General features: G+C 61.1%; 29 protein-coding genes and 1 other RNA gene. 28 read left to right on the top strand and 2 right to left on the bottom strand.

Translation table 11 applies throughout. From position 1 onward, the window contains the following. The first annotated feature begins 112 nt into the window (after positions 1-112). The 8 genes from QM694_RS09095 (at position 113) to QM694_RS09060 (ending at position 5,862) form a co-directional block, all read left to right on the top strand. A complete protein-coding gene (locus QM694_RS09095; RefSeq protein WP_415006616.1) occupies positions 113-397 on the top strand; it encodes a DUF4164 family protein in 285 nt (94 codons plus the stop codon). Between the two features lie 3 nt (positions 398-400). After that, positions 401-733 (top strand): cell division protein ZapA, encoded by a 333-nt coding sequence (locus QM694_RS09090; protein ID WP_415006615.1) that lies wholly within the window; start codon positions 401-403, stop codon positions 731-733. A 48-nt stretch (positions 734-781) separates the two neighbouring features. Further along, a non-coding RNA gene (gene ssrS / locus QM694_RS09085) (6S RNA) lies at positions 782-943 on the top strand. Positions 944-964: 21 nt separating this feature from the next. After that, a complete protein-coding gene (locus tag QM694_RS09080; protein WP_415006614.1) occupies positions 965-1,540 on the top strand; it encodes a 5-formyltetrahydrofolate cyclo-ligase in 576 nt (191 codons plus the stop codon). Next, the gene (locus tag QM694_RS09075; protein ID WP_415006613.1) at positions 1,531-2,352 is read left to right on the top strand and encodes a TIGR00282 family metallophosphoesterase; all 822 of its coding nucleotides are present in this window, start codon (positions 1,531-1,533) and stop codon (positions 2,350-2,352) included. Before QM694_RS09080 ends, QM694_RS09075 begins: the two co-directional genes overlap by 10 nt. Positions 2,353-2,617: 265 nt before the next feature. Beyond that, a complete protein-coding gene (locus tag QM694_RS09070; protein ID WP_415006612.1) occupies positions 2,618-3,664 on the top strand; it encodes an ABC transporter substrate-binding protein in 1,047 nt (348 codons plus the stop codon). Positions 3,665-3,742: 78 nt separating this feature from the next. Next, positions 3,743-5,029, top strand: coding sequence for an ABC transporter permease (locus tag QM694_RS09065; RefSeq protein WP_415008599.1), 1,287 nt, complete (start codon positions 3,743-3,745; stop codon positions 5,027-5,029). A 5-nt stretch (positions 5,030-5,034) separates the two neighbouring features. Then, positions 5,035-5,862, top strand: a complete 828-nt coding sequence (locus QM694_RS09060; protein ID WP_415006611.1) for an ABC transporter permease — start codon at positions 5,035-5,037, stop codon at positions 5,860-5,862. A gap of 2 nt (positions 5,863-5,864) precedes the next feature. On the opposite strand, the gene QM694_RS09055 is transcribed toward QM694_RS09060, so the two are convergent. After that, positions 5,865-6,191 carry a hypothetical protein gene (locus QM694_RS09055; protein ID WP_415006610.1) on the bottom strand — a complete coding sequence of 109 codons (327 nt, stop codon included), beginning with the start codon at positions 6,189-6,191 and terminating at the stop codon, positions 5,865-5,867. 125 nt (positions 6,192-6,316) lie between these two features. Here QM694_RS09055 and QM694_RS09050 point away from each other — a divergent pair, with 125 nt between their 5' ends. The 18 genes from QM694_RS09050 to glmM all read left to right on the top strand — a co-directional run bounded on the left by QM694_RS09050 (position 6,317) and on the right by glmM (position 22,027). Beyond that, complete coding sequence (locus QM694_RS09050; RefSeq protein WP_415006609.1) at positions 6,317-7,066, top strand: YebC/PmpR family DNA-binding transcriptional regulator; 750 nt, start codon at positions 6,317-6,319, stop codon at positions 7,064-7,066. Positions 7,067-7,083: 17 nt separating this feature from the next. After that, positions 7,084-7,587, top strand: a complete 504-nt coding sequence (gene ruvC, locus QM694_RS09045; protein ID WP_415006608.1) for a crossover junction endodeoxyribonuclease RuvC — start codon at positions 7,084-7,086, stop codon at positions 7,585-7,587. A gap of 44 nt (positions 7,588-7,631) precedes the next feature. Next, positions 7,632-7,901, top strand: coding sequence for an AbrB/MazE/SpoVT family DNA-binding domain-containing protein (locus QM694_RS09040; protein ID WP_415006607.1), 270 nt, complete (start codon positions 7,632-7,634; stop codon positions 7,899-7,901). Positions 7,902-7,908: 7 nt separating this feature from the next. Further along, the gene (locus tag QM694_RS09035) at positions 7,909-8,298 is read left to right on the top strand and encodes a type II toxin-antitoxin system VapC family toxin (RefSeq protein WP_415006606.1); all 390 of its coding nucleotides are present in this window, start codon (positions 7,909-7,911) and stop codon (positions 8,296-8,298) included. Beyond that, positions 8,295-8,909: a Holliday junction branch migration protein RuvA gene (gene ruvA, locus QM694_RS09030; RefSeq protein WP_415006605.1), complete on the top strand. Its 615-nt coding sequence runs from the start codon at positions 8,295-8,297 to the stop codon at positions 8,907-8,909. The genes QM694_RS09035 and ruvA overlap by 4 nt, the downstream gene beginning before the upstream one ends. Next, positions 8,906-9,949: a Holliday junction branch migration DNA helicase RuvB gene (gene ruvB / locus QM694_RS09025; RefSeq protein WP_415006604.1), complete on the top strand. Its 1,044-nt coding sequence runs from the start codon at positions 8,906-8,908 to the stop codon at positions 9,947-9,949. The genes ruvA and ruvB overlap by 4 nt, the downstream gene beginning before the upstream one ends. Beyond that, positions 9,942-10,364: a tol-pal system-associated acyl-CoA thioesterase gene (ybgC, locus tag QM694_RS09020; protein WP_415006603.1), complete on the top strand. Its 423-nt coding sequence runs from the start codon at positions 9,942-9,944 to the stop codon at positions 10,362-10,364. The genes ruvB and ybgC overlap by 8 nt, the downstream gene beginning before the upstream one ends. A 214-nt stretch (positions 10,365-10,578) precedes the next feature. After that, a complete protein-coding gene (tolQ, locus tag QM694_RS09015; protein ID WP_415006602.1) occupies positions 10,579-11,286 on the top strand; it encodes a protein TolQ in 708 nt (235 codons plus the stop codon). A gap of 2 nt (positions 11,287-11,288) precedes the next feature. Continuing rightward, positions 11,289-11,774 carry a protein TolR gene (gene tolR, locus QM694_RS09010; protein WP_415006601.1) on the top strand — a complete coding sequence of 162 codons (486 nt, stop codon included), beginning with the start codon at positions 11,289-11,291 and terminating at the stop codon, positions 11,772-11,774. Between the two features lie 2 nt (positions 11,775-11,776). Next, the gene (locus tag QM694_RS09005) at positions 11,777-12,718 is read left to right on the top strand and encodes a hypothetical protein (protein WP_415006600.1); all 942 of its coding nucleotides are present in this window, start codon (positions 11,777-11,779) and stop codon (positions 12,716-12,718) included. A gap of 13 nt (positions 12,719-12,731) precedes the next feature. After that, positions 12,732-14,057 carry a Tol-Pal system beta propeller repeat protein TolB gene (gene tolB, locus QM694_RS09000; RefSeq protein WP_415008598.1) on the top strand — a complete coding sequence of 442 codons (1,326 nt, stop codon included), beginning with the start codon at positions 12,732-12,734 and terminating at the stop codon, positions 14,055-14,057. 87 nt (positions 14,058-14,144) lie between these two features. Then, positions 14,145-14,639, top strand: a complete 495-nt coding sequence (gene pal / locus QM694_RS08995) for a peptidoglycan-associated lipoprotein Pal (protein WP_415006599.1) — start codon at positions 14,145-14,147, stop codon at positions 14,637-14,639. Between the two features lie 170 nt (positions 14,640-14,809). Beyond that, the gene (pal, locus tag QM694_RS08990) at positions 14,810-15,301 is read left to right on the top strand and encodes a peptidoglycan-associated lipoprotein Pal (protein ID WP_415006598.1); all 492 of its coding nucleotides are present in this window, start codon (positions 14,810-14,812) and stop codon (positions 15,299-15,301) included. A 123-nt stretch (positions 15,302-15,424) separates the two neighbouring features. Continuing rightward, positions 15,425-16,399, top strand: a complete 975-nt coding sequence (gene ybgF / locus QM694_RS08985) for a tol-pal system protein YbgF (protein ID WP_415006597.1) — start codon at positions 15,425-15,427, stop codon at positions 16,397-16,399. Continuing rightward, positions 16,380-17,579 (top strand): tRNA lysidine(34) synthetase TilS, encoded by a 1,200-nt coding sequence (gene tilS, locus QM694_RS08980; protein ID WP_415006596.1) that lies wholly within the window; start codon positions 16,380-16,382, stop codon positions 17,577-17,579. The genes ybgF and tilS overlap by 20 nt, the downstream gene beginning before the upstream one ends. A 117-nt stretch (positions 17,580-17,696) precedes the next feature. Beyond that, positions 17,697-19,613, top strand: a complete 1,917-nt coding sequence (gene ftsH, locus QM694_RS08975; protein WP_415006595.1) for an ATP-dependent zinc metalloprotease FtsH — start codon at positions 17,697-17,699, stop codon at positions 19,611-19,613. Positions 19,614-19,619: 6 nt separating this feature from the next. After that, complete coding sequence (gene folP, locus QM694_RS08970; RefSeq protein ID WP_415006594.1) at positions 19,620-20,666, top strand: dihydropteroate synthase; 1,047 nt, start codon at positions 19,620-19,622, stop codon at positions 20,664-20,666. Positions 20,667-20,680: 14 nt separating this feature from the next. Then, positions 20,681-22,027, top strand: a complete 1,347-nt coding sequence (glmM, locus tag QM694_RS08965) for a phosphoglucosamine mutase (RefSeq protein WP_415006593.1) — start codon at positions 20,681-20,683, stop codon at positions 22,025-22,027. On the opposite strand, the gene QM694_RS08960 is transcribed toward glmM, so the two are convergent. Continuing rightward, the gene (locus QM694_RS08960; protein ID WP_415006592.1) at positions 22,028-22,537 is read right to left on the bottom strand and encodes a hypothetical protein; all 510 of its coding nucleotides are present in this window, start codon (positions 22,535-22,537) and stop codon (positions 22,028-22,030) included. Positions 22,538-22,738: 201 nt separating this feature from the next. Between QM694_RS08960 and QM694_RS08955 the strand changes: the two genes are divergently transcribed. Together QM694_RS08955 and QM694_RS08950 are read left to right on the top strand one after the other, a co-directional pair. Then, positions 22,739-23,299, top strand: coding sequence for a porin family protein (locus QM694_RS08955; RefSeq protein WP_415006591.1), 561 nt, complete (start codon positions 22,739-22,741; stop codon positions 23,297-23,299). 158 nt (positions 23,300-23,457) lie between these two features. Further along, positions 23,458-24,582: a phosphoserine transaminase gene (locus QM694_RS08950; RefSeq protein WP_415006590.1), complete on the top strand. Its 1,125-nt coding sequence runs from the start codon at positions 23,458-23,460 to the stop codon at positions 24,580-24,582. Positions 24,583-24,593 lie beyond the last annotated feature (11 nt).

The following is a 24,593-nucleotide window of genomic DNA, read 5'->3' as shown; positions in this document are numbered from 1 at the left end:
ATTGCAGACGGTGCAAAAGCCCGCCCCGCAATCCCCATGCCCTTGCTCCAGGATGCACATGTGTTATCAACGGCAAGACATGAGAGATTCTCGTGTTTTGCCAGGGGCATTGATGGCAGACACTGATAAACTGGTTGAAGCACTGCGGCGGTTCGATACGGCGTTGCAAAGGTTTGAGGCAGCGGCAGGCCGCCGCCACGATTCCGAGCAGCGTGCGGCCGCTCTGGCGGGCGAGGCGGATGCGCTCCGTCGCGACCGCTCCAAGCTTGCCAATGAACTTGACCTCGTGCGCCACAAGGCTTCGGAACTGGTGGATACCAGCAAGCAGGCAGCGGGCAAGATCGACGCCGCCATGTCGCGCATCCGCGCTGTTCTTCATTCGAACAGCGGAGACTGACGCATGGCCCATGTGATCGTCGAAGTGAATGGCCGCCCCTATACAATGCAGTGCCCGGACGGGGAGGAAGATCATCTCCGCGAGTTGGCCCGCCTGCTCGACAGCGAGGTGACCCGCATCAAGCAGAGCGTCGGCTCGGTGGGCGATATCCGCATCCTGGTGATGTCGGGCCTCATGGTCGCCGACCGGCTTTCGGAAGCCATCCGCCGCATCGAGGTTCTGGAAGAGGAAGCGCAGGCGCTGCGCGATGCCCACGCCGCGCTCGAGGACCAGGTGACCGACAAGCTCACCTCCGCCGCCATCCGTCTGGAAGCTGTGGCGCGGGATTTGGGCTAACCCCGGCAAGACTGGATTTCAGGCGGCAGAACCCTTAAGTAGATAAGTGGCGGGCTGCCCGGTTCGTTTGGGGATTTTATTCCCTGGGGCCTATGCGATTCTGATTGGGAGCTGTCCCTGTGCTTGGCTGTGGCCTCGCGTATACGGCGCCCACCTACGTAAGTAGGGACCCGGGATTGCACTTTCCCGACGGCCCATGGTGGCTCGCCGCTTTCATGTCCGGACGGTTCCATGGATATTGCAGAGATCAAGCGGAAGGCGCGGGGCGAGGCGTCGCGGCGCCGTGCGGTGGCCCATGAGGCGCAGCATGAGGTGGCCAAGCGTGTGCTCGCCGAGCGCGGGCTGCCGTTTCCCCGCCAGCCGCATCACAAGGTCGTTTCGGGGTTTTTCCCCTACAAGAGCGAGATTTCCACCCTGCCGCTGCTCAAGCGGTTGCAGGGCGAGGGGTGGCAGGTTGCCATGCCGGTGGTGATGGGCGAGGGACTGCCTCTTACTTTCCGCGCCTGGTCACCCGGTGAACCCACCGTGCCCGGCATGTGGAACATTCCCGTTCCGGCGGAAACCTCTCCTGAAGTTTTCCCTGATGTGCTGCTGGTGCCAATGCTGGCCTTTGACACGGAGGGCTACCGGCTTGGCTATGGCGGCGGCTTTTATGACCGCACGCTGGTGAAGCTGCGCGCACTCAAGCCTGTCACTGCCGTGGGCGTTGCCTATGCGGACCAGCAAGTGGATCGCGTGCCGCGCGCCCATTATGATCAGCCGCTAGACCACGTGATGACCGAGAAAGACTCGTTCTCGTGCGGTTGATCTTTCTGGGCGACATTGTCGGTAAGGCGGGACGGGACGCGGTACTGCGCGAACTGCCGCTGCTGCGGGAGCGCTATTCGCCTGACCTCGTGGTGGTGAATGGTGAAAACGCCGCGCACGGCTTTGGCATCAGCGAGGATATTTTTCTGAAGCTAATGGCCGCCGGGGCGGATGTGGTGACGCTCGGCAACCACGCTTTCGACCAGCGCGACACGCTGATCTATATTGAGCGCCATCCCGCCTTGCTGCGCCCTGCTAACTGGCCTGCCGGATGCCCGGGCCGGGGCAGTGCATTGGTCGACACGGCTTCGGGCCGCCGCGCGCTCGTCATCAACGCCATGGGGCGGGTGATGATCGATCCCATGCTGGACGACCCGTTCCCGGTGATCGCGCGTGAACTCGATGCCTGCCCGTTGAGGCAGGCGTGCGATGCCGTGTTGCTCGACTTCCATGCCGAGGTTTCATCGGAAAAAATGGCGATGGGGCACTTTTGTGATGGCCGCGCCAGCCTGGTCGTCGGCACCCATACGCATACGCCCTCCGCCGACCATCAGATCCTTCCCGGTGGCACGGCCTACATGACCGATGCCGGCATGTGCGGCGACTATGACTCGGTGATCGGCATGGACAAGCAGGAGCCGCTGACCCGCTTCCTGCGCAAGCTACCGATTGAGCGTTTCCGTCCCGCCGAAGGCCCTGCCACCGTCTGCGGGGTTGCCGTTGAAACGGACGATACATCCGGGTTTGCACTCAAGGTTGCGCCGATCCGGATCGGCGGCCGTCTTTCACAGGCCGAAGTTCCCTTTTGGTAAGGGATGATATTAATTCCTCTCATGAGATAGAAATTCTCAAGTGACAGCCTCTTCCAAGCCGCTAGTATATTGTGCAGCGCTTATAAAATAGGCCGCATGCGGTTTTGCCCACAGGGTTGAGGCGGAACTGACAGGGCAGACAAGCGTGAAAGGGGAGGACGTCCATCTTGTTGTGTACGCTGCTTTGCAGCATGCGCCGTCTGTCGATGTCCTCCAGAAATGAACATGGCCGGATGGTCCGGCTCATCAGGAGGACGTCTCAGGTATGAAGAAACTTTCAATCGTGCTCGGCGCAGCTTTGCTGGCGGGCACTGCACTTGCGGCCACCGCGCGGGCCGGTGATGACATCACCATCACCTCTTGGGGCGGCGCCTATCAGGAAAGCCAGCGCAAGGCGTTTTTCGATCCCTATACCACCGCTGGCAACAAGATCACCGAAGCCGAGTATAACGGCGAGATCGCCAAGCTGCGCGCCATGGTGGAAGCCAAGAACGTGACATGGGATGTGGTCGACGTCGACACGCAGACCGCTCTCGCCGCCTGCGCTGAAGGCACGCTCGAAACCATCGACTGGAACAAGCTGGGCCTTGACCGCTCGAAGTATATTGGCGCCGACATTCAGGATTGCGCCATTCCGAACATCATCTATTCGACGGTGATCGCCTACGACACCACGAAGCTCAATCCCGCCCCCACCAAGATGGAAGATCTCTTCGATCTCCAGAAGTTCCCGGGTAAGCGCGCGCTGCAGAAGAATCCCTTCGTCAATCTGGAATGGGCGCTGATCGCCGACGGCGTTGCCCCCGCCGACGTCTATAAAGTACTGGGCACGCCGGAAGGCGTGGACCGCGCCTTCAAGAAACTCGACACCATCAAGAAGGATGTCGTCTGGTGGGAATCGGGTGCCCAGCCGCCGCAGCTCCTCGCCGATGGCCAGGTCGCGATGGCGTCGGACTGGAACGGCCGCTTCTACGCGGCTGTCAAGACCGACAAGAAGCCTTTCAAGATCATCTGGGACCGTCAGGCTCCGGATTGGGACTGGTGGGCGATCCCGAAGGGCACGCCCAAGCTTGAGGCCTCCTATGCCTTCCTGAAATACGCCTCTGATGCGCAGCGCATGGCGGATCAGACCAAGTATATTTCCTATGGCCCGTCGAACAAGGATTCGAGCCCGCTGGTGGATGCCGCCATCCTTCCCGATCTGCCGACCGCGCCAGATAACATGAAGACGGTGCTGGCCGTCGACCCGCAGTTCTGGGCCGACCATGGCGACGAGCTGCGCGAGCGCTTCAACGCCTGGCTTGCCCAGTAATCAGAGACCTTGAGAGGAGACGGCCTTGGCCGTCTCCTCTTCTCGATTTGCGGTTTGTGAGGGAAAAACCGGATGACCATGGTGGCTGGCGCCGTTGCAAACGACGGCATCATGCGGGCGGCAGACGGCACGCCGCTCAAGACCAGATTGCGGCGCGCCGAGCGCCGGGAAAAAGTGAAAGCACTGGGCCTCGTGGCTCCGCTTTTCCTGTTTATCGTGTTGACCTTTCTCACCCCCATCGTGGTGATGCTCTATAATGCGATTTACGATCCCGACATTGCCGAAAATCTCCCGCAGACCGTCAGTATACTGAAGGACTGGGACGGCAAGGAACTGCCTGAGGAACCGGCGTTTGCCGCGCTCGCCTCCGATCTCAAGGCAGCGCAGAAAGACAAGACGGTTGCGTTGGTCGGCAAGCGCCTGAACTATGAAATTTCCGGCATACGGTCGAAAATCCTCACATCCGGCCGCAAGGCGGCCACTCTGGAAGCAGGGCCTTACAAGGACGCCATGATCGCCATCGACCCGATCTGGGGCGAAGTGGATACATGGTCCACCATCAAGCGCAGCGGCAGTTCATACACGCCGTTTTACATTCTGAGCATGCTGGACATGCGGCAGGGCGCAGATGGTTCGCTCGAGCATGTGCCGGCTGATCGCGCGATTTATGTGGACGTATTGTTGCGGACGCTTGGTATCGCGTTGCTGGTAACCATATGCACGCTGGTGCTCGGCTACCCCGTGGCTTACATGCTGGCGACCACGCCGCAGAAGACGGCCAGCATCCTGATGATCTTTGTGCTGCTGCCGTTCTGGACATCGCTGCTTGTGCGCACAACGGCGTGGACCATTCTGATGCAGGATGGCGGCGTCTTCGCGCAGATGCTGAACTTCACCGGTATCACCTGGCTTCTCGATACGCTGGGGCTCGCCGACGGCACGCCGCAATTGTTCAAGACCCGCTTCGCGACGGTGATCGCGATGACGCACATCCAGTTGCCGTTTACGCTTCTGCCGATCTACAGCGTGATGAAAACAATTTCGCCGACCTACATGCGCGCGGCGAAATCATTGGGCGGCACGCCGTTCTATTCCTTCATGCGTGTGTATGTGCCGCAAACGCTTCCGGGCGTGGCGGCCGGCTGCCTTCTCACCTTCATCCTGTGCCTGGGATATTACATCACGCCGGCACTGGTGGGCGGCCCTACGGACCAGATGGTATCCGGCTTCATCGCCGATGCCATCAATCGCGAAAACAACTGGGGCAAAGCGTCGGCCCTGGGCGTCATCCTGCTCATCGCCACGCTGATCCTCTATTACATCTACAACAAGCTGGTCGGCATCGACCGGATGAAGCTGGGATAATCGCCATGGCCGTTCCCTCCTATTTCACCACCGGCGAAAAAGTCGCTCATTACAGTGTGCGTGTTTACGTGGGCCTCGTCCTGCTGTTCTTGATCGCGCCGATCATTGCCATCATGCCGCTGTCGTTCAATTCGGAAAGTTTCTTCAGCTATCCGATGCCTGGCTATTCGCTGAAGTGGTACAACGACTTCTTTTTCAACGAGCGCTGGATCAGTGCCGTGAAGCTGAGCGTGATCGTGGCATTTGCCACGACCGTGCTGGCCACCACTTTAGGAACGCTGGCGGCGCTTGGTCTGTCGCGCGCTAACTTCCCGGCCCGCGCCTCTGTAATGGCAGTGCTGATTTCGCCGATGATCGTGCCCGTGATCATTTCCGCGGTGGGCATGTTCAAGTTCTATTCGAGCGTCGGCGTTGCCGGATCGTTGCCGGGAATCATTCTCGCTCATACCGCGCTGGCGACGCCCTTCGTGGTCATCACCGTGACCGCCACGCTGATGGGATTCGACCGCACCTTGATGCGGGCCGGAGCAAGTCTTGGCGCCGCGCCTCACACGGTGTTCTTCAAAGTTGTTCTGCCGCTCATCCTGCCGGGCATGATTTCGGGCGCGCTGTTTGCCTTTGCCACGTCTTTTGATGAAGTCGTGGTGGTGCTGTTTCTCGCCAGCCCCGAACAGCGCACGCTGCCGCTGCAAATGTTCTCCGGCATCCGCGAACAGATCAGCCCGACGATCACGGCGGCGGCGACCGTCCTCGTGCTGTTCTCGACAGCCCTGCTGGTGACGGTTGAATTGCTGCGCCGCCGGTCAGAGCGGTTGCGCGGTATTCGGAGCTGACATCAGCCGGCGGTTTTGCGGGCGAGCTGGGTGCTTGTCTTGCCCGGCCCCGCGACGACCGCCAACCGATCCATCGCCGAAAGGGCCTGCGTGAGGGCATTGGCGGCGTGAGCCTCCTTTCCCGCTCGCAGAGCGTCCGCACCTGCGGCCAGATTGCGCTCGGCTGACCGGGACAGGTCGCTCAATGTGCTGATGGCCCCAAACAGGCGTCCCGATGGCGCCGTATCGGCGAGGCTTCGGACACGCCGCAGTGCTGAAGATGCGGCGGTGCCCGCCATTCCTTCCGCTGTACAGGAAAGTTCTGTCACCAGACCGTGCCGAAACGTCATACGCATACTCCCAAACCAGATGCCCCGAAGCTTGAACCCGCCCGGCTTAAGGAGGGGTTAAGCGGCTTGTTTTGCAGGAGGCGCCCCGTCTATAAGGCCCAAAATCCGAACATCCCGAGGACGACATGGCAGGCCATTCGCAATTCAAGAACATCATGCACCGCAAGGGCAAGCAGGACAAAATGCGGTCCAAGATCTTCTCGAAGCTGGCGCGCGAAATCACTGTTGCCGCCAAGGCCGGGATCCCAGACCCGTCCGCCAATGCCCGCCTTCGCCTCGCCATCCAGAACGCACGCGCTGAAAACCTGCCCAAGGACAATATCGAGCGCGCCATCAAGAAAGCGCAAGGCGGTGACGCCGAGAATTATGACACGGTGCGCTATGAGGGTTACGGCCCGGGCGGTGTGGCGGTGATCGTTGAAGCCTTGACCGACAACCGGAACCGCACGGCCTCCAATGTGCGCGCGCAGTTCACCAAGTTCGGCGGCAATCTGGGCGAGTCAGGCTCAGTGGCGTTTATGTTTTCGCGCGCCGGAGAAATCGTCTATCCTGCCGCCAAGGCTTCCGCCGACGCCATGCTCGAGGCGGCGATCGACGCGGGCGCCGATGACGTCGAGTCCGATGAGGAAGGCCACACGATCACCTGCGCCTTTGAATCGATCGGCGACGTCTCCTCCGCCCTGGCCGCGAAGTTCGGCGATGCGGACAGCGTGAAAGCTGTGTGGAAGCCGCAGACCATGACACCCGTCGATCAGGAAAAGGCCGAAAGCCTCATGAAACTCGTCGACGCTCTGGATGAGGACGATGACGTGCAGGTGGTGTTCTCCAACGCCGATATCCCCGACGATGTGATGGCGAAGCTCAACGCCGCCTGATCTGTTACTCTTCGGCCATGGTGCGAATCATCGGCATCGATCCGGGCTTGCGCAACACCGGCTGGGGCATCATCGAGCAGGATGGCCAGCGGCTGTCTTATATTGCCGATGGCGCTTTGCATTCTGACCCCGCCGCAGATTTGGCCCAGCGCCTTCACCAGATTCATAGCCAGCTTCTGGCGATCCTCCGGGATTTCGCGCCTGATGAGGCGGCGGTTGAGGAAACCTTCGTCAACAAGGACGCGCGCGCCACGCTGAAGCTGGGGCAGGCGCGAGGCGTGGTGTTACTGGCGCCGGCCATCATCGGGATTGCCGTTGCCGAATATGCGCCGAACATGATCAAGAAATCCGTTGTCGGCGTCGGTCACGCTGAAAAAGACCAGGTGAAACACATGGTGCGCCTGCTGCTGCCACGCGCGCAGTTGAACACCGCCGATTCCACCGATGCACTGGCCATTGCCATTTGCCATGCCCATCACCGGCGTTCCTCTGCACTGGCTGCCGTCCTCGCGCGTTCTTGACTTGTTCACGTTTTGCGGATAGGTAATACCCAAGAGGTATTACCATGCGAATTACCAGCAAGGGCCAGGTGACCATCCCGAAAGAGGTGCGCGATCAGGCCGGAATTGACCAGAAATCTGATCTGGAAATCGCCTTTCGAAATGGAGAGGTGGTGATCCGCAAGCGGCCAGATGATGATAATGAGCGGGACAGGCGGAAGCGGCAATTTCGCGACTGGCTGGCGGGCGCTGCAGGTGTCGCCGACGGCGAGATGACCGCGGATGAAATTCTCGAGGACACGCGGGGACCTTTCAATGACCTCGACCCTCGTTGACTCGAATGTGCTCATTGATGTGTTTGAACGTGATCCCGTCTGGTTTGACTGGTCGGCGCGGATGCTCGAGACCGTTCGGGAGGATGGCCCGCTGATTGTCAATGTCGTCGTGGCGTCAGAAGTGGCGCGGGCCTTCAAATCGGAAAAGCTGTTTGAGGGGATTTTCTCGCAGCCAATGTTTACGCGCGAAGAGATGCCTTGGGATGTGGCGTTCCGTTCGAGTGTCGCCTATGCGGAATACAAGCGCAGGGGCGGCATGCGGGAGCGGACGTTGCCAGATTTTCTGATCGGCAGTCACGCTGCAACACGCGGGCATCGGCTGCTGACGCGCGATGCGGCGCGCTATCGCACATATTTTCCGGAAGTCGATGTTTTGGCGCCGGATACGCACCCATGATCGGAAAGCTCAAGGGCCGGATCGATTCCGCCGGCGTGGACTGGGTGATCGTCGATGTGGGCGGGGTGGGATATCATGTCTTCTGTTCCGCCAAGACGCTGGCCGCGCTGCCGCCGGGTGAATTTGCCGAGGTTCACACCGAAATGTTGGTGAGCCAGGACCTGATCCGCCTCATTGGGTTTGCGACGTTGCACGAGCGTGAATGGTTCAGGCTGCTGCTGTCCGTCCAGGGCGTGGGCACCAAGGTGGCGCTGGCCATTCTTTCCACGCTATCTGCCAGCGAAATCGGCAATGCCATCGCACTTCAGGACAAGGCGATGATCGGCCGCGCCAATGGCGTGGGCAAAAAGCTGGCGGAACGGATCGTGCTGGAATTGAAAGACAAGGTGCCCAGTTTCGCATCTTCCGATCCGGGTCTGGCGCGCGTGGCTGCTGATCTCGATTCGCCGAAATCATCAGCTGTCAGCGATACGATTTCCGCGCTCGTCAATCTGGGCTATGGTCAGGCGCAGGCGTCTGTCGCCGTTGCCTCGGCAATGCGGAAACTCGGCGATGATCAACCTGCAGAAAAACTGATCCGCGCCGCGCTGCGTGAACTGGCGGTGTCATGACGGCGCGGCTGATTGATCGCGAGAAGCGCGGCGAGGATGCGGCGGATGCGGCGATCCGCCCGCAGCGGCTTGATGAATTCATTGGGCAGTCCAAGGCCAAGCAGAATCTCCGCGTCTTCATTCAGGCGGCGAAGGCGCGCGGCGAAGCGCTGGACCATGTGCTGTTCGCAGGGCCTCCCGGCCTTGGCAAGACGACGTTGGCGCAGATCATGGCGCGGGAACTGGGCGTCAATTTCCGCGCCACGTCCGGCCCCGTCATCGCCAAGGCGGGCGATCTTGCGGCGCTGCTCACCAATCTGGAAGAGCGCGACGTGCTGTTCATTGACGAGATTCACCGCCTCAGCCCGGCGGTGGAAGAGGTGCTTTATCCGGCGATGGAGGATTTCCAGCTTGATCTCATCATCGGCGAGGGGCCAGCGGCTCGCTCGGTGCGGATCGATCTGGCGAAGTTCACGCTGGTGGGCGCCACCACGCGCACGGGGCTTCTGACGACGCCGTTGCGCGACCGTTTCGGCATTCCGGTGCGGCTTGATTTTTATTCCGATGACGAGTTGCTGGAGATCGTGAAGCGTGGCTCGCGGGTGATGCAGGTGGCAATCGCCGAAGAAGGAGCCGCCGAAATTGCCCGGCGCTCCCGCGGCACGCCCCGCATTGCCGGGCGGCTGTTGCGCCGCGTGCGCGACTTTGCCGAGGTGGCGGGGATCACGACCATCAACCGCAACGCAGCGGACAAGGCCCTGCGCAATCTCGATGTGGACGCGCGGGGGCTTGATGCGCTGGATCACCGCTATCTCACCTGCATTGCCGTCAACTTCGGCGGCGGGCCGGTGGGCATCGACACGATTGCCGCCTCTCTCTCCGAGGCGCGTGACGCGATTGAGGATATTGTTGAACCCTATCTGCTCCAGCAGGGTTTCCTCAATCGCACGCCGCGTGGGCGGCTTTTGACGCCGCATGCCTTCCGCCATCTGGGCCTCGCCGTGCCGCAGCGGCCGGATATCACCCAGGGCGTGCTGCCGCTGGGCGAAAATGATGACTGAGCGGTTGGCGGGTGAATTCCGCGATGGCGCGCACTGGCTGCCGCTCCGTGTTTATTACGAAGACACGGATGCGGGCGGCATCGTCTATCATTCCAACTATCTCAAATATTGCGAGCGGGGCCGCACCGATTGCCTGCGGCTGCGGGGCATCCATCACAGCCGTCTCGATGGACTGGCCTTCGTGGTGCGGCGGATGGCGTGCGATTTTCTTAAGCCCGCACGGCTAGACGATCTGCTGGATGTCGAAACCCGCATGATCGAGGTGGGCGGCGCGCGCGTCGTTCTGGCGCAGCGTGTGCTGAAGGGACTGGAGGCGCTGTTCACCGCTGAGGTGACGGTTGCGCTCGTCGATGGCGCGGGGCGGCCGCGCCGGCTGCCTAAAGAGATGGCAGGCCATCTCAAATTGCCCCTCTGAATCAGAGATTTAACCCCAGCTTAACCATAAACCGCGCAAACAGGGATGGCATGGGCTGAATGTGGCCCGGCATTGCGTCGATCGCGGGCCAAAAGGCCCGAATCGCCGCAGTTTCGACAGATTTGCCCTGTTTCTCGGCCCCTTCTCCTCGGGATGGGTGCCGCGACTGACGCCGAAGGCTTCGGCACAGGCTTCGGCGTGGAGTAAGGAAAGCATGGATCCGGTTACAACAGACACCGTCGCGCAAGGCGGCCATATCTCCATCTGGCATTTGGTGTGGCAGGCGAGTTTTCCGGTTCAGCTGGTGATGCTGGGGCTGGCGCTGGCCTCCATCTGGGGCTGGGCAATCATCATCGAAAAGTTTTTCGCCTTCCGCCGCATGAACGCGGCCAATGACCGGTTTGAGCAGAGCTTCTGGTCGGGGCAGTCGCTGGAAGATCTCTATCTGGCGCTCGGCAACCGCACCAACATTGGCCTCGCGGCGATCTTCATGGCGGCGATGCGTGAATGGAAGCGCAGCCAGGATGCGGCGATGCGAGCCGGCTTCCAAGGCGTGCAGAAGCGCATCGAGAAAGTCATGGACGTGCAGATCCAGAAGGAGATGCACGATGTGGAATCGCGGCTGCTGTTCCTCGCCACGACCGGTTCGGCGGCGCCCTTCATCGGCCTGTTCGGCACGGTGTGGGGCATCATGACGTCCTTCCAGGCCATCGCCAATTCGCAGAATACCAATCTGGCCGTCGTGGCGCCGGGCATCGCGGAGGCGCTTTTCGCCACCGCCATCGGCCTTGTTGCCGCCATACCGGCGACAATCTTCTACAATATGTACACCGCCGATGCAGGGCGGATCGGGGCGCGGCTGGAAAACTTCGCCGATGAATTTTCCGCGATTATTTCGCGCCAGCTTGATGAGCGGGTCTGAGGATGGGTGCAGCAGCAGGGGGAGCGAAGGGCGGTTATACCGGGCGCAATTCGCGCCGCAGGTCCGGCGGCCGGGTGATGAGCGATATCAACGTCACTCCGATGGTGGACGTGATGCTGGTGCTGCTGATCGTCTTCATGGTGGCCGCGCCTTTGATGACGGTGGGTGTTCCCATCGAACTTCCCAAGACGCAGGCCAAGCAACTCGACAGCCATGACGAGCCGATCGCCATTACGGTGAAGGCCGACCGCACGCTGTTCCTGCAGGAAAGCCCGATCACCCTCGATGCGCTGTCTCCCAAGCTTCTGGCCATCGCCAAGCAGGGCTATGATGAACAGATCCTGGTGCGCGCCGACACCAACGTGCCCTATGGTGCGGTGATGGAAGTGATGGGCGTTCTCAATTCCGCCGGCTATCACAAGATCGGCCTCGTCACCGGCAATGGCCAGGACAAGCCCAAGACAACGGACGGGGCAAGCGGCAACTGACGATGCGCTGGAGCCTCACGACATCTTTTCTTCTGCATGCGGCGATTCTGATTGCCGCGCTTGTCGTTTTGCCCAGCCCCAATAATTTCGTCACCAACACCCAGCCGGTGCAGGTGGATATCAGCAAGATTGGCGACGTTTCGAAGACCATGGCGACCGCCAAGGATGCGCCGGTGCCGAAGGACAAGCCTGCGGCCAAGAAGGCTGACCAGGTTGTGAAGGCCGCGCCCGCCGACAAGGTGGCGCCCAAGGAAGTGAAGGCGGTGAAGGAAGCGGCAGCGGAGCCTCCGCCGCCGCCCGAGGTGAAGAAGCCCGATCCCGCGCCGCCCAAGCCTGCGAAGACGGAACCTCCGCCTCCCGATGCGGCGGCGCTGAAAGATTTGATCAAGGACACGGTGGACGACACGCCGGCGCCCAAGCCGCCTGATACCAAGCCGCCGGAAAAGAAGCCCGATCCGAAACCTGTCGAGAAGCCGAAGAAGGTGGCGGACAAGGCCAACAAGAAAAAGGCGGAGTTCAATACGGATGAGATTGAGAACCTTCTGAACAAGGTGCCTGATTCAAAAGCCCCGGATGCGACCTCCGCCATTGACTCGAGCGCCGCGAAAGGCACGAAGACAGCGGATGGCTCGGACAACGAAATCTCGGCCACCATTCTTGATGCCTTCATCCAGAAGGTGAAGAGCTGCTGGGCCGTGCCGCCGGGCGCCATCGAGGCCAATGTCTCGGTGCAGATTCATTTTCAATTGAATCTCGATGGCAGCATCAATGGCGTGCCTGAGATTGCCAGTGCGGGTTCCGATGGCCTGAGCCAGGCCACGGCGCGCTCGGCGATTGCGGCGCTGATGGATTGCCAGAACTACGACTTCCTTCCCAAGGACCGCTATGAGTTGTGGAAGGACAACACCCTCACCTTCAATCCGAACATGATGGCGAATGGCTGATATGGCCCCAACGATGATTTCCAATTTGATCCGTACAAAGGCTCTTCTCGCGATGGTCTGCGCGCTGTTTTGCGCGGTCTCATTCTCAATTCCGGCATACGCCATTCAGGGCGTGATTGATGGCGGAAAAGTCAGCCCTATGCCGATTGCAATTTCCCCGTTCATTGCGGGCGGGGGGGCGGAGGATGCGGCCAACACAATTACCAGTGTTGTCACCAATGATCTTGGGCATTCCGGCTATTTCAACCCAATCGATCCCGCCTCTTTCATCGAACAGATTCGCAATTTCGATCAGGAGCCCCGCTTTGCGGATTGGCGGCAAATTCAGGCAAAGGCGCTTGTGACAGGTCAGGTCTTCATCGATGGCGGCAAGGTGCGCGCAGAGTTCCGCTTGTGGGACGTGAACGGCCAAGGGCAGCTTGAGGCACAGCAATTTACCGCTTCAGCCAAAAGTACGCGCCGCATCGGCCATCTCATCGCAGATGTGATCTACAAGAAACTTACAGGCATCGACGGCTATTTTGATACGCGCGTGGTGTTTGTCGATGAGTCCGGCCCCAAGAACCAGCGCGTGAAGCGGTTGATGATCATGGATCAGGATGGCTTCAATCCGAGGCCCTTGACCGATGGCCGCGACCTGGTGCTGACGCCGCGCTTCTCGCCCAACTCTCAGGAAATCACCTACATGTCGTTCGGCAACAATTCGCCGCGCGTCTATCTCATGAACATCGACACCAAGCAGCGCGAGATTGTGGGCGAGTTTTCCAACATGAGCTTCGCGCCGCGCTTTTCGCCCGACGGGCAGAAGGTGATCATGAGCCTTCAGGATGGCGGCAATGCCAATATCTTCGAGCTCGACCTGCGCTCCAAGAGCACGCGCCAACTCACCAATGTGCCCGCCATCAACACCGCGCCCAGCTATTCGCCGGATGGCAGCCAGATCACGTTTGAATCGGATCGCGGCGGCACGCAGCAGGTCTATGTGATGAATGCCGATGGCTCCAACCAGACGCGCATCAGCTTTGGCGATGGCCGCTATTCAACGCCGGTATGGTCGCCTGCCGGAGACTATATCGCCTTCACCAAGCAGACAGCGACGGGCTTTGGCATCGGCGTGATGAAGCCCGATGGTTCGGGCGAACGCATCCTCACCGAAGGCTTCCACAATGAGGGGCCGACATGGGCACCTAACGGCCGCGTGGTGATGTTCTTCCGCGATACGCAAGGCGAGAACGGCGGCCCGCAACTCTGGTCCGTCGATATCACCGGCTACAACGAACAGAAAATTCCGACGCCGGAGTTCGCATCCGATCCGGCGTGGTCGCCGAAACTGAACTGAGAGTTTGAAATGGGCCGGGGGGCCCGCCGCCGGATGGACGCGGGGATGCGTCAGCCGGTCAAGACAATGACCAAAGGGGATAAGTAAATGAAGAGTTCCGTGAGTTTCAAGATTGCCGTTGCTTTCTGCTGCGCTCTGTCGCTTGCAGCCTGCTCCAAGAAGACCACCGCCAATCTCGATGATCCGTCGAGCCATAGCAGCGTCATTCCGGGTTCGGCGCAGGACCTGGCGCTGAACGCTGGTGACCGTGTGTTCTTTGCGCAGGATCAGACGACGCTGTCGCCGGACGCGCAGGAGACGCTGCGCAAGCAGGCGGCGTGGCTTTCGAAATATTCAGATGTGGCCATCCAGATCGAGGGTCATGCCGATGAGCGCGGAACGCGCGAGTACAATATTTCCCTTTCGGCCAGGCGGGCCACGGTAACGCGTGATTTCCTGATCGCCCAAGGCATCGATGCGAAGCGCATTTCGTCCATCGCCTATGGCAAGGAACGTCCGGTGGCCTTGTGTGATGCCGAACAGTGCTGGTCACAAAATCGCCGCGCTGTCACCGTTATCACCTCCGGCGCCAGGACGAGCTGAGTCTGGCGCACGGTCCTTTCCCGCGAGGGAGAGGAATTGTTAACCCTGTTTCAGCAAAATATGGCAGGGCCAGATTTCGTTCTCCGGCCGCCGCTGACCTTTGCGGCGGTTGGGGCGGGATCATTCAATTTTAAGACCGGGCGGGGGTCCGGGATGAGGAGTGGGTTGCCATGATGTCACGTTTGGCCAGCTACAAGCTGGCAGCTGTCTGCTGCTGTTTTCTGGCGCTGGCGGCGTGTTCCAAGAAAACGACGCCGGATTTGAACGACGGCGGCACGGTTGGCAATGCCCGCCCCGGTTCACAGCAGGATTTCACGCTCAACGTCGGAGACCGTGTCTATTTCCAGCAGGACCAGTCGACCCTCACGCCCGAGGCGCAGGAGACGCTGCGCAAGCAGGCATCCTGGCTGCAGCAATATGGTTCGGTGACCGTTCAGGTCGAGGGCCATGCCGACGAGCGCGGCACACGCGAATACAATATCGCTCTTTCGGCCCGCCGCGCCACGGCCACACGCGAATTCCTGATTGCCCAGGGCGTTCAGGGCAATCGCATCTCCTCGATCGCCTATGGCAAGGAACGCCCGGTGGCGCTGTGCGATGCCGAGCAATGCTGGTCGCAGAACCGCCGCGCCGTGACGGTGATCACCGGCGGCGCCAAGTGATGATCGGGCTGGGCGGGTGCGGCATTTGCCGTCCCGCCCAGCCTCATTTTCACCCTCTTTACGGTTCATCTGCGGGAGACTTGGACTGGCTGCCGTTGGCCGTCCAGCCTGATGGTGTCGGACATGCTGAAATCCCTGCGCTCCTCGGCCGCCGTGGCCGTTCTTCTCTGTTTCGGCCTGTCCGGCCAGAGTTTTGCGCAGTCCGCTTCCGACAATGAAGTCCGCCTCCAGCAGCTTGAAGAGCAGATGCGCTCGCTCGTGGGGCAGGTGGAGCAACTTACCTTCGAGGTGAAGCAGCTCAAGGCGCAGATCGCCAAGACCAACACCGGCGAAGCTGCCCCGATGCCGGCCGTTCCGAAGCCCGCTTCCAAGCTTGCTGCCACCCAAAATTCCGGTTCGAGCAGCGAGGGGATCGAACAGATTGATGGTGGTTCTCTCTCCGATTCCGTTGTGTCCAATTCTCCGGACGGTAACGACACCGGGCAAACCGGCCAGCCCGGCGTTCTGAAAGCCCCTGGCCCCAAGGTGCTCGGCGCGCTGGGCAACGGCTCAGCGGCGCAGGTGGGGGATGGCGGTTTTCAGGGGCAGGTTCTCGTCGCCCCCGCGCAACAGGATGTGGGTGACGACTCCGGGGTTCTGCAGGGCAATGTCCAGCAACCGGATGCCAATGGCAATGGCGGCGATTCGGTCCAGAATGTTGCGCTCGCGCCGGATTCACCCGAGTCGCTCTATGAGCGCTCCAACGAAAGTCTGCTGCGCCGCCAGTTCGGCGATGCCGAATCGGGTTTCCGCACCTTCCTGCAGAAATACCCCGACCACAGCCTTGCCGGCAGCGCGCAATACTGGCTGGGCGAGACTTATTATGCACAGCGTGACTACAAGCAGGCCGCGCAGGCGTTCCTCGCCGGATACAAGCAATATCCGAACAGCCGCCGGGCGCCTGACAGCCTGGTAAAACTTGGCATTTCACTCGGCCAGCTTGGGCAGACGCAGCAAGCCTGTGCCGCCTATGGCGCTGTCGACACCGAATTCCCGAAGGCTGTTGAAGCGCGCAAACGCGCGCAGGCGGAAGCGAAGCGTGCCGGCTGCTCCGGCTGATCTTTTTCAGGCGATCAAGGGCGAGCCCCATGCCGCGCTCGCTGTCTCCGGCGGGTCGGACTCCATGGCGATGCTGCGTCTGGCGCAGGCGTGGAGCGGAACGGCTTTCACTGTCCTGACTGTTGATCATGGCTTGAGAGCAACTTCGGCTGATGAGGCCTTGAAGGTTGCGGCGTGTTGCAGGGCGATTGGACTTTCTCACGTGACGCTTCGCTGGCATGGGCTTCATCCGATTACGGGCATTCAGGCCAAGGCGCGGCAGGCGCGATATGATCTCATGGGCCAATGGTGCCGCGATAATGGCGCCACCGTGCTGCTGACCGCGCACACAATGGACGATCAGGCCGAGACGGTGCTGATGCGCATGGCCCGCACCTCAAGCATCGATAGTCTGGCCGGCATTTTGCGGGAGAGTCAATGGAAGGGTCTCCGCGTGTTCCGCCCCTTGCTGGGCGAGCGGCGGCAGGCGTTGCGGGATTATTTGACGGCACTGGGCCAACCTTGGATCGACGATCCCAGCAATGACGATGAACGGTTCGAGCGTGTTCGAATTCGGAAAGCCATGGCGGGGGTGAACGCCGCCGGTATCCCGCCTGAGCGGCTGGCCGATTTGGCGGCGGAGTTTCAAGCCCTCGTCAGCTGGCAGGACGAACAGGCGGCGGCCTTCATCGGCAATTCGGTGTGGAGCCGCGCGGAAGGCTATGCGCAGATTCGTTCGTATGGCCGTTCAGAGCTGTCCCGGCCCGTGTGGCTGCGAGTTTTGCGCAAGGTGGTCCAGCATGTTGGCGTTGGCTCTGACCCCGAGCGGGCCGAGATCGAGCGGATGGCAGATGCCATTGCCACACGCGGCGTGCGCCGGACATTGGGGGGCACGATCTTCTGGAACCGGGGCCGTGAAATCCTGGTGTGCCGGGAGCCTGCGCGGGTTCCGGCTTTGCCTGTTACCGTTCCTGACAGCGGGTCGGTGCGCTGGGACGATCGTTTTCTTATCGGGGCTCCGCCCGGATCGGTGGTTCAGGGGGCCCGGCATGTTCCCGGCATCATGCATGACCGGGGCGGCCCCAAGATCGTTCTGGAAAGCCAGCCGGTGGTGCGTCTTCCCGATGCCGGCTGGGTTTGGCCCGGATATGATCCCGCAATCACGCCGTTTCTGGATTTCCGCCCCCGTTATGACCTATAGGGCGCGTTAACATTGATGTTGAGCTTGGAAATGGGTTGGTCTCCCCTTATGTTAGGCTGAAATCTCGGGAATTGGGCGGGCCCCTGAGCGGTTCGCCCGGAGTTGAGGAAAAACAGGGTGAATCAGTTCCGTAATTTTGCCGTCTGGATCGTCATCGCGCTGCTTCTGTTCGCGCTGTTCAGCCTGTTCCAAGGACAGGTGGGCCGCAGCAGCAGTTCGGACATTGCCTATTCGGATTTTCTCAATCAGGCGAACAACGGGTCGATCAAGTCGATCATGATCTCAGGCGAATCCATCGTCGCCAAGAAGACCGACGACACTGTGGTTCAGACCACCGGGCCGCTTTATCTTTCGGAAAACCAGATCAACGACCTGCGCGCCAAGAATGTGCAGATTTCGTTCCGTCCCGCCCAGAGCGACAGTTTCCTGAGCAATGCGCTGGTCTATTGGCTGCCCATGGTGCTGCTGGTGGGGGTGTGGATTTTCTTCATCCGCCAAATGCAGCAGGGCTCCGGCAAGGCCATGGGGTTCGGCAAGTCCAAGGCGAAGCTGCTCACCGAGCGGCAGGGCCGCGTGACCTTTGAAGATGTGGCGGGTGTTGACGAAGCCAAGGATGATCTTGTCGAGATCGTCGACTTCCTGAAAGACCCGCACAAGTTCCAGCGCCTTGGCGGCAAAATTCCCAAGGGCGCTTTGCTCGTTGGCCCTCCGGGTACCGGCAAGACGCTTCTGGCGCGCGCCATCGCGGGCGAGGCCAATGTGCCTTTCTTCACGATTTCCGGTTCCGACTTCGTGGAAATGTTCGTGGGTGTCGGCGCATCGCGCGTGCGCGACATGTTCGAGCAGGCGAAGAAGAATGCCCCCTGCATCATCTTCATCGATGAAATCGATGCCGTGGGCCGCCATCGTGGCGCGGGCCTTGGCGGCGGCAACGACGAACGCGAGCAGACGCTGAACCAGCTTCTCGTAGAGATGGATGGATTCGAGGCCAATGAGGGCGTGATCCTCGTGGCCGCCACCAACCGCCCTGACGTGCTGGATCCGGCTCTGCTGCGTCCCGGCCGTTTCGACCGGCAGATCGTGGTGCCCAACCCGGATGTGGCGGGCCGTGAGAAGATTCTGAAAGTGCACATGAAGAACGTGCCGCTGGCGCCGGACATTGACGCAAAAACGCTGGCGCGCGGAACGCCGGGATTTTCTGGCGCCGATCTTGCCAACCTCGTCAATGAAGCTGCCCTTCTCGCCGCGCGCCGCAACAAGCGCATGGTGACGCAGCATGATTTCGAGGAGGCCAAGGACAAGGTGATGATGGGCGCCGAGCGCCGCTCCCTCGCCATGAGCGAGGACGAGAAGAAGCTCACCGCCTATCACGAAGCAGGCCATGCGCTTCTGGCGCTGAACGTGCCGAAGGCCGATCCCGTGCACAAGGCCACCATCATCCCGCGCGGACGTGCGCTGGGCATGGTGATGCAACTGCCAGAAGGTGACCGGCTGTCGATGAGCTTCACGCAGATGACCTCTCGCCTTGCCATCATGATGGGTGGGCGCATCGCGGAGGAACTGACCTTCGGCCGCGATAATGTGACCTCGGGCGCGCAATCCGACATCGAGCAGGCGACGCGCCTTGCCCGGGCGATGGTAACGCGCTGGGGTTATTCCGATGAGCTTGGTACGGTTGCCTATGGCGAAAACCAGGAAGAGGTGTTCCTCGGCCATTCCGTCTCGCGGACGCAAAACATCTCGGAAATGACGGCGCAGAAGATCGATGACGAGGTGAAGCGCCTAGTCAGCGAAGGCTTCGAAACGGCGCGCCGTATCCTGACCAAGAAGAAGAAGGACCTTGAGACCCTCGCCAAGGGCTTGCTGGAATATGAAACCCTGAGCGGCGAGGAAATCACCGACCTGCTGAAAGGCATTCCGCCCAAGCGAGACGACGGCGGCAATGGCAGGCCCTCGGGCCGCGCGACCTCCTCCGTTCCGTCTTCAGGCCCGGCGCGCGGTGCGGATGGCATGGAGCCGCAGACACAGTCGTAACGGCAGATGTCCAAGGTCTATTACCGGCCCATCGGATTGAGCCATGGCGCGGCGGCTGTCCGCGCCATGAGCCGGGGGCAGGCAGGCCGGCTTGGCGGCCATATGACCATCGCCTTTCATGCGGTGGAGCTGATCGAGCGGCGCGAGGGAACTGTCTATCGCGAGATCATTCCCTACACTGACCTTCCCAAATCCGATCTTCTGGGCCGCATCGAAGAGAAGCGTTATCTCGGCAATCTGCCGATTGGGGGATCGCCGTTCATCATGGGCATCGTGAATGTGACGCCCGACAGTTTTTCGGATGGCGGAAAACATGATCAGGCGGCCACGGCCATTGCTCATGGCCTGACGCTGGCCGAAGATGGCGCACAAATCCTTGATGTCGGCGGGGAGTCGACGCGGCCGGGATCGGATGCGGTTCCAGATGACGTGGAACGGGATCGGATCGTTCCGGTGATCCGGGCCTTGGCGGGGAAGGGCCACTGCATTTCCTGTGACACCCGCAAGGCTTCGGTAATGCGTGAAGCCGTCACGGCTGGAGCTGCCGTCATCAACGATGTCTCGGCGTTGAATTTTGATCCGGGAGCCCTCGCGGTGGCGGGGGAATTGGATCGGCCTGTGGTGCTGATGCATGCGCAGGGCGACCCCAAGACCATGCAGCTGGCGCCCAAGTATGATGATGTGGCGCTGGATGTTTACGATTACCTCGAAGCCCGGATCGCCGCTGCGCGGGAGGCCGGGGTTTCGATGATCGCCGCCGACCCCGGCTTGGGATTTGGCAAGACCTTCGCCCACAACATCGAGATCATGAGCCAGTTGACGCTGTTTCACGGGTTGGGTGTGCCGTTGCTGGTGGGGCTTTCCCGCAAGGGTTTCGTGGGGGCGCTGACGGGCGTGAAAGCGGCAGGCGAGCGCGTTCATGGTTCGGTTGGCGGTGCAGTCCAGGCGGCGCTTAACGGAGCGCAAATCATCCGCGTGCATGATGTGAAGGCAACCCATGACGCGCTGGCCGTGGCGCTGGCCGCGGCTGACCCCGCGCACAGCGGTCTCTAGACCGGGAGAAGACGATGTCTCGCAAGTATTTCGGCACCGATGGCGTACGCGGCACGGCGAATACCGGGGCCATGACAGCCGACATGGTGCTGAAGATCGGGCAGGCGGCGGGAAATCTCTACCGGCGCGGCGCGCACCGGCACCGCGTGGTGATCGGCAAGGACACCCGGCTTTCCGGCTATATGATCGAGCAGGCGCTGACGGCGGGGCTGCTCTCGGCCGGCATGGACGTGTTTCTGTTTGGGCCGGTGCCGACACCGGCGGTGGCCATGCTGACCCGCTCCATGCGGGCCGATCTGGGGGTGATGATTTCCGCCTCGCACAATCCCTTCGCGGACAATGGCATCAAGATTTTTGGGCCGGATGGCTACAAGCTTTCGGACGATCAGGAAAGCGAGATCGAGCGGCTGCTGGACAATCCTTCGCTTCTTGAAGTGGCGGCGCCTGCCGAAATCGGCCGGGCCAAACGGATTGAAGATGCGCAGGCCCGCTACATCGAATTCGCCAAGCACGCATTCCCGCGTGACTTGAGGCTCGAAGGCCTGCGCGTGGTAATCGATACCGCGAATGGCGCGGCTTACAAGGTTGCGCCGACCGCTCTTTGGGAACTTGGAGCCGAGATCATCCAGATCGGAAATACGCCGGATGGCCTCAACATCAATGAGAAGTGCGGCTCGACCGCACCCGACGCGATGCGCGAGAAGGTGCGCGAAACACGGGCCGACATCGGCATCGCACTTGATGGTGATGCCGACCGGGTGATCATCGTCGACGAGCGCGGCAATGTCATCGATGGCGACCAGGTGATGGCGCTGATCGCCACATCCTGGGCGGCGCGCGGTGAGTTGAAGGGCGGCGGGCTTGTGGCCACCGTCATGTCCAACCTTGGCCTTGAGCGCCATCTTGCGGAAAAGAAGCTGACGCTCACGCGCACCAAGGTGGGTGACCGCTATGTGGTGGAGCACATGCGCGCGCATGGCTTCAATGTGGGCGGCGAACAATCCGGCCATATCGTTCTTTCGGATTTTTCGACCACGGGCGATGGGCTGCTGGCGGCGTTTCAGGTGTTGGCGGAAGTGAAGCGTCAGGGGAAGCCGGTAAGCGAGGTGTGCCGGCAGTTCGTGCCGCTGCCGCAAGTCCTGAAGAACGTGAAATTCAAGCAGGGCAAGCCGCTGGAAGAACCTCAGGTGAAGTCCGCCGTTGCCGATGCGGAGGCCATGCTGGGCAATTCAGGCCGCCTCGTCATCCGCCCCTCGGGCACCGAGCCCTTGATCCGCGTGATGGCGGAAGGCGATGATGAGGGGCTGGTACGGCGGATCGTCGATGATCTCTGCGGGGTGATCGCCAAGGCTGCCGCCTGATCAGCGCGCGAGACCCTTGGTGAACTCGGCGATATCCTTGCTGCCGAGGAAGATGGCGCGGGCTTCCGCCGCCGCCTTGGGATAGGCGTCCGGATCGACCACGCTCCATTGCGGGTCGGCCATGTAGAGCTTGCCGCCGCAGAAGAAGTAATAATCCGTAGCCTGACGAATATTGGCGAAGGGGCCTTCACCATAGACATGGCGGATATAATCCGTCTGCATGCGGGCGATGCCATAGGTTTCACGGTTGACGATGCTGAGCCGCGTATCCACCCGGCCCCCTTCGCCGCCATCAATGCGGATGATGGTGTTCACGCGCCCATCCTTCTCGCGATAGATGGTCCATGTTCCGCCTTCGGTTGACTGCGCCTCGGAGGCGTCACGGTCAAGTTTCCGCAAGCCCTCAAGGGGAGCCTTGAGTGCCGTTTCGATCTTCCCCAACGCGCACTCCGCAGCTTCCGCGGACGATGAGATAAAAAACAGTGCGAGGAATGCGATTGAACGCTTCATGTGTTCTCCACGGAACATTGCCGGTTTGTCACTATCGGCATGGTTTGCGCGCCGTCAATCCGTCATCCCGTTTTGGCGCAAAACGCTGTGGCATTGCAGCAACATGCGGGAACCGTCACGGGTTTGCCGCATTCATGCCTGTGTTGGGCCATTTGGCCCTCCTAAGTTCAGACTCAGGGATGAGCTTGTGTGGAGGTAAGTATGAAAGCGTTGAAACTCTCTCTTCTGGCTGGGGCGTTCGCGATGATCGCAGGCAGTGTGGCGCAGGCCGCCGATGCCACGCCGCCGGTGACGGCTGATGAATATGCGGCCCTGGGCTTCTATCTGCGCGCCGACGCGGGCTGGAGCTTCCTGAACTGGAATGGCGGAAAAGACGATAGCAACTGGGCGATTGGCGGCGGCGCCGGCTATCGTTTCAATGACAATCTGCGCACCGATTTGCGCGTTGATTATTCCGGCAAGTATTCCATCGCGCCGGGCTCGGACATGAGCCTGACAACGGTGTTGGGGAACATGTATTTCGACATTCCCACCGGCACTGTCTTTACGCCCTACCTGGGCGCTGGCGCGGGTTATGGCTGGGGCAATGTGAAGAACGGACGCGATAAAAACGGCTTCACCTATGCTCTCATGGCCGGCACGACGGTGGATCTGACGCAGAATGTCGCGCTCGACGTTGGCTACCGCTTCCGTGAAGTGATGGCGAAGGGCGCCGATCCGATGGATCATTCCATCCTGGCTGGCGTACAGTTCAAGTTCTGAGACTCGATCGAGAGTTCTCGGTGTGTGAGGAGTGGCGGCAGAGTGATCCGCCGCCGCTTCATTTTGTAAGTTGCTCTTTCCTCCGGATTGCGGCATATGCGTCGCCGGGCTAGCCCTCCCCACCGAGGGCCAGTCCATCTGCAAGGATGGAGCACAAGATGACGACTGAAAAACCGGCATTGCGGCCGGTCAATCCGCAATTCTCTTCCGGCCCCTGCGCGAAATTTCCGGGCTGGTCCCCTGAACTCCTCATTGGCGCACTGGTTGGCCGCTCGCATCGGTCCGGCCCCGGCAAGGCGCGGCTGAAGAAGGCCATCACGCTGACGCGCGAGGTGCTTGAGGTGCCCGCCACTCACCTGATCGGCATCGTGCCCGCTTCGGATACGGGCGCGGTTGAAATGGCGCTATGGTCGATGCTCGGCCAGCGCGGCGTGGATATGGTTGCGTGGGAAAGCTTTGGCGAAGGCTGGGTGACTGACGTCATCAAGCAGCTCAAGCTCAAGGATACGCGCACGATCAAGGCGCCTTATGGCGAATTGCCCGATCTCACGCAGATCGATTTCACCCGCGATGTAGTCTTCACGTGGAATGGCACGACCTCGGGCGTGCGCGTACCGGATGCAAGCTGGATCCCGGCGGAGCGCGAGGGCCTGACGATTTGCGATGCCACGTCCGCCGCCTTCGCGCAAAATCTCGATTTCGCAAAGCTCGATGTCGTGACCTTCTCCTGGCAGAAGGTGTTGGGCGGCGAGGGCGCGCATGGCGTGATCGTGCTGGGCCCCCGCGCGGTTGCACGGCTGGAAAGCTACGCTCCGGCCTGGCCGCTGCCGAAAATTTTCCGCATGACCAGCGGCGGCAAGCTGAGTGCTGGTATTTTCGAGGGCGAGACGATCAACACGCCCTCCATGTTGTGCGTCGAGGATTATATCCTGGCGCTGGAATGGGCGCAGAAGCTGGGCGGTCTCTCCGCGCTGCGCGCGCGGGCCGATGCCAATGCGGCGGCGATTGAAGCGTGGGTCAAGAAAACGCCATGGGCGCACAATCTGGCCAAGGTTCCGGCGACGCAGTCTAATACATCGGTATGCCTGACGCTCGATGCCGATGAAGCCGTCTCCAAGAAAATGGTGAAGCTGCTGGAGGCGGAGGGCGTGGCTCTGGATATCGGCGCTTATCGCGATGCGCCGCCGGGGCTTCGGATCTGGTGCGGCGCCACCGTCGAGACTTCCGACGTGAAGGCGCTGCTGCCATGGCTGGACTGGGCTCATGCCCAGGCCGCAGCCTGATTCATCCGCCG

Origin of the sequence: Aestuariivirga sp. (assembly GCF_047602625.1) — a bacterium.
Classification (GTDB): domain Bacteria; phylum Pseudomonadota; class Alphaproteobacteria; order Rhizobiales; family Aestuariivirgaceae; genus Aestuariivirga.
Note: the sequence above shows the minus strand (reverse complement) of the source record. Positions and strands in the feature narration are given on the sequence as shown.

What these genes read in the sequence shown, in the direction of transcription:
- QM694_RS09040 (WP_415006607.1), top strand. Translation starts at nt 7,632, where the DNA reads ATGCGAATTACCAGCAAGGGCCAGGTGACCATCCCGAAAGAGGTGCGC.
- folP (WP_415006594.1), top strand. Translation starts at nt 19,620, where the DNA reads ATGTCCAAGGTCTATTACCGGCCCATCGGATTGAGCCATGGCGCGGCG.
- ruvB (WP_415006604.1), top strand. Translation starts at nt 8,906, where the DNA reads ATGACGGCGCGGCTGATTGATCGCGAGAAGCGCGGCGAGGATGCGGCG.
- QM694_RS09005 (WP_415006600.1), top strand. Translation starts at nt 11,777, where the DNA reads ATGCGCTGGAGCCTCACGACATCTTTTCTTCTGCATGCGGCGATTCTG.
- tolQ (WP_415006602.1), top strand. Translation starts at nt 10,579, where the DNA reads ATGGATCCGGTTACAACAGACACCGTCGCGCAAGGCGGCCATATCTCC.
- QM694_RS09050 (WP_415006609.1), top strand. Translation starts at nt 6,317, where the DNA reads ATGGCAGGCCATTCGCAATTCAAGAACATCATGCACCGCAAGGGCAAG.
- pal (WP_415006599.1), top strand. Translation starts at nt 14,145, where the DNA reads ATGAAGAGTTCCGTGAGTTTCAAGATTGCCGTTGCTTTCTGCTGCGCT.
- ruvA (WP_415006605.1), top strand. Translation starts at nt 8,295, where the DNA reads ATGATCGGAAAGCTCAAGGGCCGGATCGATTCCGCCGGCGTGGACTGG.
- QM694_RS09090 (WP_415006615.1), top strand. Translation starts at nt 401, where the DNA reads ATGGCCCATGTGATCGTCGAAGTGAATGGCCGCCCCTATACAATGCAG.
- QM694_RS08960 (WP_415006592.1), bottom strand. Translation starts at nt 22,537, where the DNA reads ATGAAGCGTTCAATCGCATTCCTCGCACTGTTTTTTATCTCATCGTCC.
- QM694_RS09080 (WP_415006614.1), top strand. Translation starts at nt 965, where the DNA reads ATGGATATTGCAGAGATCAAGCGGAAGGCGCGGGGCGAGGCGTCGCGG.
- QM694_RS09055 (WP_415006610.1), bottom strand. Translation starts at nt 6,191, where the DNA reads ATGACGTTTCGGCACGGTCTGGTGACAGAACTTTCCTGTACAGCGGAA.
- tolR (WP_415006601.1), top strand. Translation starts at nt 11,289, where the DNA reads ATGGGTGCAGCAGCAGGGGGAGCGAAGGGCGGTTATACCGGGCGCAAT.
- glmM (WP_415006593.1), top strand. Translation starts at nt 20,681, where the DNA reads ATGTCTCGCAAGTATTTCGGCACCGATGGCGTACGCGGCACGGCGAAT.
- QM694_RS09060 (WP_415006611.1), top strand. Translation starts at nt 5,035, where the DNA reads ATGGCCGTTCCCTCCTATTTCACCACCGGCGAAAAAGTCGCTCATTAC.
- ruvC (WP_415006608.1), top strand. Translation starts at nt 7,084, where the DNA reads ATGGTGCGAATCATCGGCATCGATCCGGGCTTGCGCAACACCGGCTGG.
- QM694_RS09065 (WP_415008599.1), top strand. Translation starts at nt 3,743, where the DNA reads ATGGTGGCTGGCGCCGTTGCAAACGACGGCATCATGCGGGCGGCAGAC.
- QM694_RS09070 (WP_415006612.1), top strand. Translation starts at nt 2,618, where the DNA reads ATGAAGAAACTTTCAATCGTGCTCGGCGCAGCTTTGCTGGCGGGCACT.
- QM694_RS08955 (WP_415006591.1), top strand. Translation starts at nt 22,739, where the DNA reads ATGAAAGCGTTGAAACTCTCTCTTCTGGCTGGGGCGTTCGCGATGATC.
- QM694_RS08950 (WP_415006590.1), top strand. Translation starts at nt 23,458, where the DNA reads ATGACGACTGAAAAACCGGCATTGCGGCCGGTCAATCCGCAATTCTCT.
- pal (WP_415006598.1), top strand. Translation starts at nt 14,810, where the DNA reads ATGATGTCACGTTTGGCCAGCTACAAGCTGGCAGCTGTCTGCTGCTGT.
- QM694_RS09095 (WP_415006616.1), top strand. Translation starts at nt 113, where the DNA reads ATGGCAGACACTGATAAACTGGTTGAAGCACTGCGGCGGTTCGATACG.
- tolB (WP_415008598.1), top strand. Translation starts at nt 12,732, where the DNA reads ATGATTTCCAATTTGATCCGTACAAAGGCTCTTCTCGCGATGGTCTGC.
- ybgF (WP_415006597.1), top strand. Translation starts at nt 15,425, where the DNA reads ATGCTGAAATCCCTGCGCTCCTCGGCCGCCGTGGCCGTTCTTCTCTGT.
- ybgC (WP_415006603.1), top strand. Translation starts at nt 9,942, where the DNA reads ATGACTGAGCGGTTGGCGGGTGAATTCCGCGATGGCGCGCACTGGCTG.